Origin of the sequence: Paracoccus sp. (in: a-proteobacteria) (assembly GCF_047973135.1) — a bacterium.
Lineage (GTDB): Bacteria > Pseudomonadota > Alphaproteobacteria > Rhodobacterales > Rhodobacteraceae > Paracoccus.
The window spans coordinates 16,957-31,228 of sequence record NZ_JBKEBL010000195.1 but is presented as its reverse complement, the minus strand read 5'-3'; the positions used below and the strand labels follow the sequence as shown (position 1 = coordinate 31,228).

Below are 14,272 nucleotides of genomic sequence, written 5' to 3'. Positions count from 1 at the left end.
CGTTGGTGTCACCTCCGGCGGCAGGGCGCCGGAATTTCCGCGGCCCGGCCTTCGTGGGTCAGTGCAGCGTCAGCCCAAGTGCCGTGCCTGCCGCCAGCGACAGCAGCACGACCAGCCATTTGCGCCGCCTGCTGCCCTCGCCGCGCAGGGCGGGGCGCGCTTCGGGGTGGGCGCGGTCCCACAGCGCCTGTTCCACGACCTGCGGCAGCAGCGGGCCATAGCGCCCGACCGTCTGCACGATCCGCGCCACGTCACTGGCCATCGCCTTCGGTCCCAGACTGGACCGGATGTAATCCGACACCACCGGCTTGGCCGCGTCCCAGATGTTCAGCCTTGGGTCCAGCGAGCGTGCGACGCCCTCGACCACGACCATGGTGCGTTGCAGCAGAATCAACTGGGTCTGGGTGCGCATGCCAAAGCGTTCCGTCACCTCGAACAGATAGCCCAGCAGATTGGCCATCGAGATGCGGCTGGCATCCGCGCCGAAGATCGGCTCGCCCACGGCGCGCAGGGCGCGGGCGAATTGCGCCTCGTCGCGGTCGCGGGGGACATAGCCCGCCTCGAAATGCACCCGCGCCACCCGGCGGTAATCGCGCTTGATGAACCCCATCAGGATTTCAGCATAAACCCGGCGGGTATATTCGTCGATCTCGCCCATGATCCCGAAATCATAGGCGATCACATCGCCATTCGCCGCGACCTTCAGGTTGCCGTGATGCATGTCGGCGTGGAAAAAGCCGTCGCGCAGGGCATGTTGCAGGAAAAGCTGGATCACCCGTGTGGCGATATGGTTCACGTCATGGCCCGCCGCGACCAGCGCGTCGCGATCCCCAAGGGGAATGCCCTCGGCCCAGTCCGCCGTCAGCACGCGGCGTCCCGACAGGCCCCAATGCGGTCGCGGCACCTGAAATTCCGCGTCCTCGCTGGTGTTTTCCGCAAATTCCGAGGCCGAGGCCGCCTCAAGCCGCAGATCCAGTTCCCCCATGACCACGCTTTCGAAATGGCTGACCACATCGCGCGGGCGCAGGCGGCGGATGCCGGGGGACAGAAGCTCGATGAAGCCCGCCGCAAAGTGAAAGGCGTCGATATCGCGGCGGAAGGCGGCACCGATATCGGGGCGCAGCACCTTGACGGCGACCTCGCGTCCGCTGTCGCGGATGCGGGCACGATGGACCTGCGCGATCGAGGCCGCCGCGACCGGTTCCGAAAATTCGGAAAACAGCTCATCGACGGGCTGGCGCAGCTCGGTCGAGACGGTTTCCTTGGCGATTTCGGTCGAAAAGGCGGGCAGGCGGTCCTGCAACATGCGCAATTGTTCGGCCAGTTCGGTGCCGACGACGTCGCCGCGCGTGGACAGGATCTGGCCGAACTTGATATAGGCCGGCCCCAGCGCGGTAATGGCGCGCGTCACCGGCGGCAGGTTCGGATCACCCCGGTATCCCATCCAGCGGAACGGCCAGCCCATGATCCGCGCCGCGATCCGAAGGCCCGCAGGCGCATCGAGGGCATCCAGCGCCACCCCCATCGCGCCGGTACGCTCGAACGTGGCACCTGTCCGGATCAGGCGCAGGATGTTGTGGGGGCCACGCATGTTACAGCTTCCAGCCCGAATGCAGGGCGGCGATGCCCATGGACAGGTTGCGCCATTGCACGCGGCCAAAGCCCGCCTCGCGGATCATCGCGGCAAAGCTGTCCTGATCGGGGAATTTGCGGATCGATTCGACCAGATACTGATAGCTGTCGCGATCCCCGGTCACGGCCTGCCCCATCGCCGGGATCACGTTAAAGCTGTAGCGGTCATAGGCCCATTGCATCGCGGGAACCGGCAACCGGCTGAATTCCAGCACCATCAGCCGCCCGCCGTGGCGCAGCACGCGAAACGCCTCGGACAGGGCGTCGGGGATGCGGGTCACGTTGCGGATGCCGAAGCTGATCGTATAGCGGTCAAAGCTGTCATCGGCAAATGGCAGGGCCATCGCATCGCCCGTCACCCAGGCCAGCCGGTCGGCCCTTGCCGCCGCCCCGGCGCGCTTGCGCCCCTCGACCAGCATCGATTCGGTCATGTCGCAGACCGTCACCTGCGCCTCGGGTGCCCGGTCCAGAAAGCGAAAGGCGATATCGCCCGTGCCGCCCGCCACATCCAGCAGATGCTGGCCATTTCGCGGGGCCAGCCAGTCCATCATGGCGTTCTTCCAGATCCGGTGGATGCCCGCGCTCATGACGTCGTTCATCAGGTCATAGCGCGAGGCCACGCGCGAAAAGACCCCGTGAACCATGCCCGCCTTGGCGTCCTCGTCCACGGTCTGAAAACCGAAATGGGTCTGTTTCTTGTCACTCATCGCTTGCCGTCCGCTGTCCCGCACGCCAGAAAAGTCAGGCGCGTTTTGCGCACAATGCAGCGAAAGGACCGGGATTGCCAGAACTGCCAGAGGTCGAAACCGTCAGACGTGGCCTTCAGCCGCATCTGGAAGGCCAGCGCATCGCCCGCGCCGAGGCGCGCAGGCCCGATCTGCGCTGGCCCTTGCCACCCGATCTGGTGCAGATGCTGACCGGCGCGACCGTGACCGCGCTGCGGCGGCGGTCGAAATACCTGCTGGCCGATCTGGACCGCGACGCGACGCTGCTGCTGCATCTGGGCATGTCGGGCCGGATGCTGGTCGAGGGGGCAGGGCTGGCCGGGTTTCACCGCGACCCGTCGATTCTGCCGCGCCACGACCATGTGGTCATCGTGACCGAAGCGGGCACGACCATCACCTTTAACGATGCCCGCCGCTTTGGCATGGTCGATCTGATCCGCGCGGGCGCGGATCACCCGCTGCTGGCTCATCTGGGGCCAGAACCTTTCGACGCGGGGTTCACCCCCGGCTATCTGGCGGCGGCCTTTGCAGGGCGCAAGCTGCCGGTCAAGCAGGCGCTGCTGGATCAGAAGATCGTGGCGGGGCTGGGGAATATCTATGTCAGCGAGGCGCTGTTCCGCACGGGCATCGACCCGCGCCGGGCGGCAGGCCGCATCGGGGTCGCGCGCCTTGCCGCGCTGGCGGGCCATATCCGCGATGTCCTGACCGAGGCGATCGCGGCGGGCGGTTCGTCGCTGCGCGATCACCGGCAGGCAACGGGCGAGCTGGGCTATTTCCAGCACAGTTTTCGCGTCTATGACCGCGAGGGCGCGCCTTGCCCCGCCCCCGGCTGTACCGGGACAATTCGCCGCATCGTGCAATCCGGCCGCTCCAGCTTTTTCTGCCCGGCCTGTCAGCGGTGACGGTCCGGCAACATTCTTCCGTCCGGACCGGATTCGCCGAAAGATTCGCGTTCTGGGGATTTGCATCGCTGCCGCAGCCGCGTTAGAGGGGTGCCGAACGTCATCTGGTCGGGAGAATGAACCATGGCTGTCAAAGTCGCCATCAACGGTTTCGGTCGCATCGGACGCAACGTGCTGCGCGCCATCATCGAATCGGGACGCACCGATATCGAGGTGGTCGCCATCAACGATCTGGGGCCGGTCGAAACCAACGCGCATCTGCTGCGCTATGACAGCGTGCACGGGCGCTTTCCCGCCGAGGTCAAGGTCAGCGGAGACAGCATCGATGTGGGCCGCGGTCCGATCAAGGTCACGGCGATCCGCAACCCGGCGGACCTGCCCTGGGGCGATGTCGATGTGATCATGGAATGCACCGGCATCTTCACCTCGAAGGAAAAATGCCAGCCGCATCTGCAAACCGGTGCCAAGCGGGTGCTGATCTCGGCCCCCGGCGAAAATGCTGACAAGACCATTGTGTTCGGCGTCAATGACAACACGCTGACCGCAGGCGACATCGTCGTGTCGAACGCAAGCTGCACGACGAACTGCCTGTCGCCCGTTGCCAAGGTGCTGAACGATTCCATCGGCATCAGCCGGGGCTTCATGACCACCATTCACAGCTATACCGGCGATCAGCCGACGCTGGACACGATGCACAAGGATCTGTACCGCGCCCGCGCCGCCGCGCTGTCGATGATTCCGACCTCGACCGGTGCCGCCAAGGCGGTGGGGCTGGTGCTGCCGGAACTCAAGGGCAAGCTGGACGGCGTTGCGATCCGCGTGCCGACGCCGAATGTTTCGGTCGTCGATCTGGTCTTTGAGGCCGGGCGCGACACCTCGGTCGAGGAAATCAACGCCGCCATCAAGGCCGCTGCCGATGGCCCGCTGAAAGGCGTTCTGGGCTATACCGAGGAAAAGCTGGTCTCGTCGGATTTCAACCACGATTCGCACAGCTCGGTTTTCCACATGGATCAGACCAAGGTGATGGAGGGCAAGCTGTGCCGTATCCTGACCTGGTATGACAATGAATGGGGCTTTTCGAACCGGATGGCCGATACGGCCGTCGCGATGGGCAAGCTGATCTGATCAGCCCGGCGTGAACAGAAAAAGGCGGCGGGTCGCGACTCGCCGCCTTTTTTCTGTTGCGCGGTTCTCTGCCGCGCCGGGGCTTAGTGTCGGCCCGCGAGACGGCGCGAATTGGCGCGGGTGCGCTTGCCGATGGGACGCAGACCTGCCGAGACCACGCGGTCGGCGGGCGCGCCCCGGCTGGCTGCGCGGGCCATGGCGAACAGCGACTCGGACACGGCGGCCTGTTTTTCGGCGACCATGCGGAACGGCTCGCCGGGGGATTGCGCCACGACGCCCAGCATGCCCGCCAGGCGCAGGCTGATAACCATCTGGGATTCAATCGCAATTCGCGCCATTTGTGCCCAAATCCGAATCGGGGATCCCAGCACGGACAGGGGGAGGTTCTTTTTCTTCACAATGTTTTCCTTATGCGCTCGGTCTCGCCCCCCGCGACAGAATGTTACATTTGACTGCATTAATACAAGGGCGCAGCCGAATGATCCTGCGGGATTTTCGGGATAGGCTTGGCAAGCCGCGCCCGCCGTGTATAGAGGCGAACCATGACCGACAGCATCCTGATCCGACGCCCTGACGACTGGCATCTGCATCTGCGCGACGGCGCGATGCTGATGGCGGTTGCGCCTTGCTCTGCTGGCTTTGGCCGCGCCATCATCATGCCCAATCTGGTGCCGCCCGTGGTGACGGGCGCGCAGGCCGCAGCCTATCGTGATCGCATCCTTGCGGCACTGCCCGAGGGTGCGGCATTTCAGCCACAGATGACGCTGTATCTGACCGATGCGACCGATTCCGCCGATGTGATCGCCGCGCATCGCGACGGAATCATCCGCGCGGTCAAGCTGTATCCGGCGGGGGCAACGACCAATTCCGCCAGCGGCGTGACCGATTTCGACCGCGTCCGTCCGGTGTTCGAGGCGATGGCAGAGGCGGGTATCCCGCTTTGTGTGCATGGCGAAGTCACCGACCCGGCGGTTGACATCTTTGACCGCGAGGCCGTGTTCATCGACCGCGTTCTGGACCCGATCCGACGCGCAACGCCCCGTCTGAGGGTAGTCATGGAACATATCACCACGTCCGAGGGTGTGGCCTATGCCCGGTCCGGCGGCGATGATCTGGGCGCGACGATTACCACGCATCATCTGGTGATCAACCGCAACGCCATTCTGGCAGGTGGCATTCGTCCGCATTATTACTGCCTGCCCGTCGCCAAGCGGGAAAGCCACCGCCTTGCCCTGCGCGCGGCCGCGACCAGCGGCGAGGGGCGGTTCTTTCTGGGCACTGACAGCGCGCCGCATCCCGACAGCGCCAAGCTGCAACCCTGCGGTTGCGCGGGCTGCTTTACGGCGCCGAACACCATGTCGATCCTTGCCCATGTATTCGACGAAGAGGGCGCGTTGCCCCGGCTGGAGGCTTTTACCAGTCTGAACGGCGCGGCTTTCTATGGCCTGCCCCCGAACGAGGACCGTATCCGCCTGACCCGCCGCGATACGCCCGCCGAATATCCGGCGCAGATCGGGGCGGGGGACGAGGTCGTGACCGTCTTTGACCCCGGCTTTCCGCTGTACTGGCATCAGGAGAACGCATGACCCTGCCTTACCCCGCGCGCGAGGAAATCGCCCGGCTGACCGCCCGCATGCTGCTGGATATCAAGGCGGTGGATTTCAACGCCGAAACGCCCTTTACCTATGCCTCGGGGCTGAAGGGGCCGACCTATGTCGATTGCCGCCGGATCATCAGCTTTCCGCGCGTGCGCCAGACGCTGATGGATTTTCTGGCCGCGACAGTCATGCGCGATGCCGGGTTCGAGGCGTTCGACAATATCGCAGGCGGCGAGACGGCGGGCATCCCCTTTGCCGCGTTGATGGCGGAACGGCTGGCCCTGCCGATGACCTATGTGCGCAAAAAGCCCAAGGGCTATGGCCGCAACGCCCGGATCGAGGGCGTGATGACCGAGGGGCAGCGCGTGCTGCTGGTCGAGGATCTGACCACCGATGGCGGCAGCAAGCTGTCCTTTGTCGATGCCATCCGCGAGACGGGGGCAAGCTGCGCGCATACGGCGGTGGTTTTCTATTACGGCATCTTCCCGGAAACCACGCAGCGCCTTGCCGATCATGGCGTAGCCCTGCATTTTCTATGCACCTGGTGGGATGTTCTGGCCGAGGCGCGGGCGCGGCAGGATTTCGACGACCGGACGCTGGCCGAGGTCGAAACCTTCCTGACCGACCCGCGCGCCTGGCAGGCAGCGAACGGTTAGGTGCTGTGGCGGCGGCGTGTCAGCCGCCATCCGTCGCGCATGTTCAGGCCCAGCAGCGTCAGGTTGATGGCTCCGGCGATCAGTTCGATCGCCTGCACGGCGTAGAACCCCGTATCGAATGCTTCGGCCTGCGCCTTGGCCGACAGGTACAGCGCCGAGGGGATCAGGACCATGATGCCATTCGCGGCGATAAAGGGCATGCGTTTGCGTTTTACCGCGACCAGCGTGCCCCGCATCCGCTTGCCAAGCTGGAAGCCGGTTCCGCCCGCCGCCATCAGGGCCGGGATCAGGATCAGGAAACCCCACGGGATCAGCGTTTTGACGGCGGTGATGCTGGCTGGCCCGGCGAACAGTTCGGACAGCGCCGTAGACAGCCAGAAAACCGCGATCATCAACAGGGCGACAGCGCCCGCAAGGGGATGGATCACCTTGATCATGGATCGGCTCCTTCTCATGGGGATATTAATATAGCATGCTATGTAATATTGCATAGCATGCTATGCAACTGCTAGGAACCGGCATGACGTTCAAAAAGGATCAATCCGCCGGGTATCTGGCCAACCACATGGCGCGGCTGTTCGCCAGGGCCCTGACCGCTCGGATCGGGCCGCTGGGGCTGACCACCGGCACCTTTCCCGCGTTGCTTGAACTGTGGGAAACCGACGGGCTGACGCAGAAGGAACTGGTCGAACGGCTGGACATCGAACAGGCGACCATGGCCAATACCCTGACCCGGATGGAGCGCGACGGGCTGATCCGGCGCAAAAAGGACGATACGGACGGGCGGGTTCAGCGCATCTGGCTGACCGATCAAGCGCGCGACCTGCACGATCAGGCGACCCGCGCCGCGTCCGATGTGAATGCCGCGATCCTGTCGCCGCTGTCCATGGTCGAGCAGCAGCAGTTCATCACCCTTGTTCAACGGGTGATTTCCGGCGCATAGCGTCCGGCCCCGCAGAAATACGGAACGGTTCGCATCACCCCATATCCGGCGGATCGGCCCGCAGTTATCCACAACATGTCCACAGAATCGCCCCCCGCTTTCTGGCTGTGCACAGTTCCCCGTTGCGCGCGTTTCGGCTATGACAGTGGGATAATCAAAAGAGGCTGGGGCAGATGAGCAGCGTACACGCGATCATTCCGGGGCAGGGCGCTCAGGACGAAAAGCAGTCGGTTCCCTATTCGCTAGAGGCCGAACAACAGCTTCTGGGCGCGCTTTTGACGAATAACGACGTGTTCGACCGTGTCAGCCAGGTGATCAGGCCCGAACATTTCTATCACCCCGTTCACGCCCGCATCTTCGAGATATGTTCCGAACGGATTCGCCGCAACGCGCTGGCCAGCCCTGTCACCATCAAGGCATTTCTGGACGGTGACGAGGGGCTGAAGGAACTGGGTGGCGCGCCTTATCTGGCGCGGCTGGCAGGGGCAGCGATTTCGGCCTATGCGGCGCGGGATTATGCCCAGATGATCCGTGAATTTGCCCTGCGCCGCGAACTGATCCAGCTTGGGCAGGACATTTCGGCCCGCGCCTCGACCGTCGAGGTCGAGGACGATGCCGAAGAACAGATCAAATCCGCCGAACAGACCCTGTACAAGCTGGGTGAGCAGGGCGTCGCCGAGCGCGGTTTTCAAAGCTTTCTCAAGGCCGTGACCGGTGCGGTTCAGGCCGCCAACGCCGCCTATCAGCGCGATGGCAAGCTGTCGGGCATTTCCACCGGGCTGGTCGATCTTGACGGCAAGATGGGCGGGCTGAACAATTCCGACCTGATCATTCTGGCCGGGCGCCCCTCGATGGGGAAAACCTCGCTGGCGACGAATATCGCCTTCAATATCGCAAAGGCCCACAAGACCGGCGAACGCCCCGATGGCACCGAAGGCGCCGTCGAAGGCGGCGTCGTCGGGTTTTTCAGTCTTGAAATGTCGGCTGAACAGCTTGCCGCCCGGATCCTGTCCGAGGCGGCCGAGGTTCCCAGCGAACGTATCCGCAGCGGCAACATGGACGAGAGCGAATTTCGCCGCTTTGTCGAGGCGGCGCATGCGTTGCAGAACTGCCCGCTGTATATTGATGACACCCCCGCCCTGCCGATCAACCAGCTTGCTGCCCGCGCGCGCAAGCTGAAGCGAACGCACGGGCTGGATGTGCTGATGGTGGACTACCTTCAGCTTCTGAAGGCCGCATCCGCCAAGGACAGCCGCGTCAATGAGGTCAGCGAGATCACACAGGGCCTGAAGGCCATCGCCAAGGAACTGAACATCCCCGTCATCGCCCTGTCGCAATTGTCGCGTCAGGTCGAAAGCCGCGATGACAAGCGCCCGCAACTTTCGGATTTGCGCGAATCGGGGTCCATCGAACAGGATGCCGACATCGTCATGTTCGTCTTTCGCGAGGAATATTACAAAGAACGCGAAAAGCCCGCCGATCACGAGCTGGACAAAATGGCCGACTGGCAACAGAAGATGGAGGCCTGCCATGGCAAGGCCGAGGTCATTCTGGGCAAGCAGCGCCACGGCCCCATCGGAACGGTCGAACTGTCCTTCGAGGGTCAGTTCACCCGCTTTGGCAACCTTGCGAAGGATCGCCAAAGCCAATGGGACTAAGCCTGCCGGTCCCGGTCGTCACCATCGGCTTGCTGATCGCCTTTTTCGAATACACATTGCAGGTGCCCGCGAACCGCATCGGCTATGGCCATTTCTCGGCGGCACAGCTAAAGACCATTCAGGAAGTCATCAGCTTGTCGGTTTTCGCGCTGTTCTCGTGGGTCTATCTGGGAGAAAGCCTGACATGGCAGCACGGGGTGGGGTTTTCTCTGATTTGTCTGGGTGCGTGGTTCGTCTTTCATGACTGGGGCTAAAACACCGCCGCATATTCTGACGCTGGTTGCGCTGTCGGGCACCTCGGCCCTGTCGATGAGCATGTTCCTGCCCTCGCTGCCCGGCATGGCACGGGATTTCGGCGTCGATTACGCGGTGATGCAACTGTCGGTTTCGGCCTATATCGGGGTCAGCGCGGCGTTGCAGTTGCTGGCCGGGCCGATCAGCGACCGGTTCGGGCGGCGCCCGCTGGTGCTTGGCTCGATCATGATCTTTCTGCTGGCCTCGATCGGTACCGTGCTGGCGCAGGATGCGGGGACGTTTCTGGTGTTCCGCATGATCCAGTCGGTGATCACGGTGTGCATGCTGGTGCCGCGCGCGGTGGTGCGCGATCTTTATGACGGCAACCGCGCCGCAGCGATGCTGGGATATGTCACGATGGGCATGGCGGTCGTGCCGATGATTGCCCCGGTGATTGGCGGCACGCTGGACGAAACCCTTGGCTGGCGCGCGAATTTCGCCGTCATGGCAGGGCTGGCGGCCGTGGTCGGCATCCTGTCATGGCGCGACCTGGGCGAGACGATCCGCGCCGGAGGCGTGCCTATGCGCGTGCAGATTGCCACCTATCCGGTGCTGTTCCGCTCGGTCAGGTTCTGGGGTTACTGCATGTCCGCGACCACGACCTCGGGCTGTTTTTTTGCCTATCTGGGCGGAGCGCCCTTTGTCGGCGAACATGTCTTTGACCTGTCTCCGGCTGAAGTCGGTTATTTCTTCGCTGCGCCCTCGGTCGGCTATATGGCCGGAAATTTCATCTCGGCGCGCTTTTCCGCGCGTTTCGGCATGAACCGGATGATCCTTGTCGGGTCGCTGGTCTGCGTCGTGACGCTGGGCTTTGCGCTGGTCACGACACTGCTGGGGCAGGTGCATCAGGGGATCTTTTTCAGTGCCATTGCCGCGATGGGGCTGGGCAACGGGCTGACCATGCCCAACGCCAACGCCGGTATCATGAGCGTGCGCCCCCAGCTTGCCGGTACCGCCAGCGGTCTGGGCGGTGCCCTGACCATTGCCGGAGGGGCGCTGATGGCGGCGCTGGCAGGGGCGCTGCTGACACCGGAATCGGGCGCGACGCCGCTGCTGGCGATCATGACGGCTTCGGCCTTCGGGGCCTTGCTTGCGATCCTGTGGGTGCTGCGCCGCGAGGCTTATCTGGCCCGCAGCGGCTGACCATTTCTGGATCAATCATATCTTAAGCATTTTGCCGCAGGCTGTGGATATGTTGACCCGCAGCCTCTTGCCACGCACGCTTGCCTTGCTTGCCCTGACCATCGCGCTTGTGCTGACACTTGCGGCGATGGCTTTGCAAAAGGTACAGCAGGATTTGCAAAACGACAGGGAAGCCATGGCGACGCAGAAAATCTATGCCGGCACGTCGCTGCGCGAAACGCGTGCGCGGACGAATCTGACGCAGCGGGTCTTTGCCGAAAGGCTGGGCGTGTCGCTGCCCTATCTGTCGCAGATGGAAAACAACCATCGCCCCATTTCCGCCGGGGTATTGCTGCGGCTGGCGCAGGAATTTGGTGTCGATCTGACCACGCTGTCGGCGGGCGATGCCGAGCGTATGGTCATCGACATGCAAGAGGCGCTGGCCGATCCGCTGTTCGACGCCGCCCCGCCGCTGGCCGATCTGCGGCTGGCGGCGACCAATGCGCCGATTCTGGCCCGTGCCTTTCTGGATCTGTACCATGCCCACCGGCAGGGGCAGGAACGGCTGGCAGCTCTGGACGAGGCGATTGGCGCGGCGGGCCAGAACGCCATCTCGACTCCGTGGGAAGAAGTGCGCGACTTTTTCCACTATTGCGACAATTACATCGACGCGGTGGATCGCGCTGCGGAACGATTCGCCTGCCCCGATGGGACGCGTGGCGATCCGTGGCTTCTGGCGGTTGCTGCGCTGCAACGCCGGGACATCCGGGTCTCGGTGGTCGAAATGCCCGCACATTCCGTCTTTCGGCGCGAGGGCGGTCAGCTTCTGGTGAATGCCGCAGCCGGAACCCCGACACGCGTTTTCCAACTGTTGCACCTGGTGGCGCTTGAGACACGTGCGGATCTGCTGGATGCCACACTGGATCTGGCCCGATTCCGCAGCCCGACCGCCCGAGACATCGCCCGCATCGGGCTGGCCAATTATTTTGCGGGTGCCGCGCTGATGCCCTATCGCGCCTTTCAGGCCGCCGCGCTGGCTGAACGGCACGATCTGGAACGCCTGTCGCATCTGTTCGGCGCGTCGCTGGAACAGGTCGCGCACCGGCTGTCAACCATGCAGCGACCGACGGCCAAGGGTGTGCCGTTTTTCTTTGTTCGGGTCGATCAGGCCGGCACCATTACCAAGCGGCATTCGGCCACCCGGCTGCAATTTGCCCGATTCGGCGGGGCCTGCCCGCTGTGGAATGTGCATCAGGCCTTTGAACAGCCCGGCAGCTTTCTGCGTCAGCTTGCCGAAACCCCGGACGGGGTCCGCTATCTGCTGTTGTCCAAGGATGTGTCGAAACATGCGGGCGCGTTCAATGCCCCGGTGCGCCGCTTTGCCATTGGTTTGGGCTGCGAAATCACCCATGCCGATCAGATGGTCTATGCCGACGGACTGGACCTGACCAAGCCCCGCGTCTTTGAACCGATTGGTATTTCCTGCCGAATCTGTCCGCGCGTGGATTGCCATCAGCGATCCGTTCCGCCCATCGACCGGCCGCTGCGAATCCCGGCGGATCGGGATGGGCCCTTGCCGTATGAAATTGCGTGATGTTTTGCCGTTCCCGGCATTTGGTTCGGCGGAAAGTTGCCGTAAGGGGCGCGTATCCGCCCACCTGCGCAACCAGAGGCAGCCTTTCTGTTGCCAAGAAGGCACAGGGCAGTATTACGCATGGACGACCGAAACCATAAGCGCGGCTGCCTTAACGAACGCGCCGAACCGGGGGACATCTTTTGCCGAAGCGACTGCTGGACAGCCTTAACTCATCGCTGGAACGCTGGCTGCCCGAGCAGCGCCTGTTCCTGCGCTCGGACGAGGCGACCCGCTTTGTTCGTCTTCGTCCCCTGACCCAGCTTGTCGGCATTGGCGGCGCGACCCTGCTTTTTGGCTGGACGCTGATTGCAAGTTCGATCCTTGTGATCGACGCCATCAGTTCGGGCAGCACGCGAGAGCAGATGATCCGTGCCCAATCGTCCTTCGAGGATCGGCTGAACCATCTGTCGCAGGAACGCGATGCCCGCGCCGCCGAGGCGTTGGCCGCGCAGGATCGCTTTGCCGTGGCGCTGGAACAGGTTTCCATCATGCAGTCGCAACTGCTGGCGTCCGAGGACAAGCGCCGCGAATTGCAGACCGGTCTTGGCATCGTACAGTCCAGCCTGCGCGACGCGATGTCGGACCGTGACGCGGCGGCGGTTCAGGCCAATGCCGGGGCGGCAGGTGCAGCGGCTGGCAGTGACCGGTCGCAGGAATTTTCCGTTGCGCTGGACATTCTGTCGGGCGAATTGCGCGACACCGCCGAGGCCCGCAGCGCCGCCCTGAAAGATGCTGACGAGGCCCGGCAGACCGCCGAGCAACTCAAGGCCGAGCGTGACCTGATCATTGCCCGCAATGACGAGATTCTGGATCAGATCGAAGACGCGGTGACGGTTTCCGTCGCGCCGCTGAACAATGTCTTCCGCTCGGTCGGGATGAACCCGGATGACGTGCTGAAAACCATCCGCAGCGGCTATTCCGGTCAGGGTGGCCCGCTGACGCCCCTGTCCCATTCGACCAGTGGCGATGCCTCGCTGAGTCTGGGCGACGTGAAATCGAGGAAGATCATCGTCACACTGGACGAAATGAACACCTATCGCATCGCGATCGAGAAACTGCCGCTGGCGATGCCGGTCAAAAGCGCGTTCCGCTATACCTCGGGTTTTGGCCGCCGCTGGGGGCGGATGCATGCGGGCATCGACATGGCGGCTCCGGTCGGCACAAAGATTTATGCGCCGGGTGATGGTGTCGTAACCTTTGCCGGTCGTCAAAGCGGTTATGGCAACCTGATCAAGATCCAGCACGCATTGGGAACCGAAACCCGTTATGGCCATTTGTCACGAATTCGCGTGAAGGTTGGTCAAAGGGTGTCGCAAGGCGACGTGATCGGTGATATGGGAAATACCGGACGCTCGACCGGCTCGCATCTTCATTACGAGGTGCGCATGAATGGTCGGGCTGTGGATCCCATGCGTTTCATCAAGGCAGCAAACAATGTTTTCTAAGACCCGCGTGACTGAGAACCGCCCTCAGCAAACCCCCGCCACGCCGCCTCAGCCGGAAGGCAGCGCCCCCCCGGCGACCGAGCGTTCCGGCACCGGCGAAACACCGACGGCGGCAACCCCGGCGCGCGCGCGTACGGCTCCGTCGATCCTGTCGACGGACCTGACGGTCATAGGCAATGTCAAGACGCAGGGCGATATCCAGATCGAGGGCACGGTCGAGGGCGACATTCGCGCCCATCAGTTGACCATCGGAGAAAGCGCCACCATCAAGGGCGAGGTCGTTGCCGATGATGTCATCGTCAATGGCCGCGTCGTCGGTCGCCTGCGCGGCCTCAAGGTCCGTCTGACCGCGACCGCGCGGGTCGAGGGCGACATTATCCACAAGACGATCGCCATCGAATCGGGTGCGCATTTCGAAGGCTCGGTTCAGCGGCAAGAGGATCCGCTGGCCAATGGCGGTGTGAAAAAGGCGGCCCCCCCGGCATCCGAGTAAACCTGCCGGACGTTCATGTGACAAGGCCCGCAAGCGCGGGCCT

General features: G+C 63.5%; 15 protein-coding genes. 11 read left to right on the top strand and 4 right to left on the bottom strand.

What is annotated here, in order from left to right:
- Positions 1 to 58 precede the first annotated feature (58 nt).
- Both ubiB and ubiE read right to left on the bottom strand, forming a co-directional pair.
- On the bottom strand, positions 59 to 1,591 hold the full coding sequence (gene ubiB, locus ACK5L9_RS15185) for a 2-polyprenylphenol 6-hydroxylase (protein WP_416912309.1): 1,533 nt from the start codon (positions 1,589 to 1,591) through the stop codon (positions 59 to 61).
- Between the two features lies 1 nt (position 1,592).
- On the bottom strand, positions 1,593 to 2,339 hold the full coding sequence (gene ubiE / locus ACK5L9_RS15180; RefSeq protein ID WP_416912308.1) for a bifunctional demethylmenaquinone methyltransferase/2-methoxy-6-polyprenyl-1,4-benzoquinol methylase UbiE: 747 nt from the start codon (positions 2,337 to 2,339) through the stop codon (positions 1,593 to 1,595).
- 74 nt (positions 2,340 to 2,413) lie between these two features.
- Between ubiE and mutM the strand changes: the two genes are divergently transcribed.
- Both mutM and gap read left to right on the top strand, forming a co-directional pair.
- A complete protein-coding gene (gene mutM, locus ACK5L9_RS15175; protein ID WP_416912307.1) occupies positions 2,414 to 3,259 on the top strand; it encodes a bifunctional DNA-formamidopyrimidine glycosylase/DNA-(apurinic or apyrimidinic site) lyase in 846 nt (281 codons plus the stop codon).
- Positions 3,260 to 3,382: 123 nt separating this feature from the next.
- Entirely contained in the window at positions 3,383 to 4,384 is a 1,002-nt protein-coding gene (gene gap / locus ACK5L9_RS15170; protein ID WP_416912306.1) for a type I glyceraldehyde-3-phosphate dehydrogenase, read from the top strand.
- Between the two features lie 83 nt (positions 4,385 to 4,467).
- Here the strand turns inward: gap and ACK5L9_RS15165 are convergent, their stop codons facing one another.
- Positions 4,468 to 4,695 (bottom strand): antibiotic ABC transporter, encoded by a 228-nt coding sequence (locus ACK5L9_RS15165; protein WP_416912305.1) that lies wholly within the window; start codon positions 4,693 to 4,695, stop codon positions 4,468 to 4,470.
- Positions 4,696 to 4,926: 231 nt separating this feature from the next.
- Here ACK5L9_RS15165 and pyrC point away from each other — a divergent pair, with 231 nt between their 5' ends.
- Both pyrC and ACK5L9_RS15155 read left to right on the top strand, forming a co-directional pair.
- Positions 4,927 to 5,970: a dihydroorotase gene (gene pyrC, locus ACK5L9_RS15160; protein WP_416912304.1), complete on the top strand. Its 1,044-nt coding sequence runs from the start codon at positions 4,927 to 4,929 to the stop codon at positions 5,968 to 5,970.
- Positions 5,967 to 6,638 carry an orotate phosphoribosyltransferase gene (locus ACK5L9_RS15155; protein WP_416912303.1) on the top strand — a complete coding sequence of 224 codons (672 nt, stop codon included), beginning with the start codon at positions 5,967 to 5,969 and terminating at the stop codon, positions 6,636 to 6,638. The genes pyrC and ACK5L9_RS15155 overlap by 4 nt, the downstream gene beginning before the upstream one ends.
- On the opposite strand, the gene ACK5L9_RS15150 is transcribed toward ACK5L9_RS15155, so the two are convergent.
- Positions 6,635 to 7,075 (bottom strand): hypothetical protein, encoded by a 441-nt coding sequence (locus ACK5L9_RS15150; RefSeq protein WP_416912302.1) that lies wholly within the window; start codon positions 7,073 to 7,075, stop codon positions 6,635 to 6,637. The two genes, ACK5L9_RS15155 and ACK5L9_RS15150, sit on opposite strands and share 4 nt — an antisense overlap.
- A gap of 83 nt (positions 7,076 to 7,158) precedes the next feature.
- Between ACK5L9_RS15150 and ACK5L9_RS15145 the strand changes: the two genes are divergently transcribed.
- The 7 genes from ACK5L9_RS15145 (at position 7,159) to ACK5L9_RS15115 (ending at position 14,229) form a co-directional block, all read left to right on the top strand.
- Complete coding sequence (locus ACK5L9_RS15145; RefSeq protein ID WP_416912301.1) at positions 7,159 to 7,581, top strand: MarR family winged helix-turn-helix transcriptional regulator; 423 nt, start codon at positions 7,159 to 7,161, stop codon at positions 7,579 to 7,581.
- Positions 7,582 to 7,754: 173 nt separating this feature from the next.
- Positions 7,755 to 9,239: a replicative DNA helicase gene (locus tag ACK5L9_RS15140; RefSeq protein WP_416912300.1), complete on the top strand. Its 1,485-nt coding sequence runs from the start codon at positions 7,755 to 7,757 to the stop codon at positions 9,237 to 9,239.
- Complete coding sequence (locus ACK5L9_RS15135; protein WP_416912299.1) at positions 9,230 to 9,493, top strand: DMT family protein; 264 nt, start codon at positions 9,230 to 9,232, stop codon at positions 9,491 to 9,493. Before ACK5L9_RS15140 ends, ACK5L9_RS15135 begins: the two co-directional genes overlap by 10 nt.
- Positions 9,480 to 10,676: a multidrug effflux MFS transporter gene (locus ACK5L9_RS15130; RefSeq protein WP_416912298.1), complete on the top strand. Its 1,197-nt coding sequence runs from the start codon at positions 9,480 to 9,482 to the stop codon at positions 10,674 to 10,676. The genes ACK5L9_RS15135 and ACK5L9_RS15130 overlap by 14 nt, the downstream gene beginning before the upstream one ends.
- 175 nt (positions 10,677 to 10,851) lie before the next feature.
- Positions 10,852 to 12,249, top strand: coding sequence for a helix-turn-helix domain-containing protein (locus ACK5L9_RS15125; RefSeq protein WP_416912352.1), 1,398 nt, complete (start codon positions 10,852 to 10,854; stop codon positions 12,247 to 12,249).
- A 182-nt stretch (positions 12,250 to 12,431) separates the two neighbouring features.
- On the top strand, positions 12,432 to 13,736 hold the full coding sequence (locus ACK5L9_RS15120) for a DUF5930 domain-containing protein (RefSeq protein WP_416912297.1): 1,305 nt from the start codon (positions 12,432 to 12,434) through the stop codon (positions 13,734 to 13,736).
- Positions 13,726 to 14,229 carry a bactofilin family protein gene (locus ACK5L9_RS15115; protein ID WP_416912296.1) on the top strand — a complete coding sequence of 168 codons (504 nt, stop codon included), beginning with the start codon at positions 13,726 to 13,728 and terminating at the stop codon, positions 14,227 to 14,229. Before ACK5L9_RS15120 ends, ACK5L9_RS15115 begins: the two co-directional genes overlap by 11 nt.
- The last annotated feature ends 43 nt before the right edge of the window (positions 14,230 to 14,272 follow it).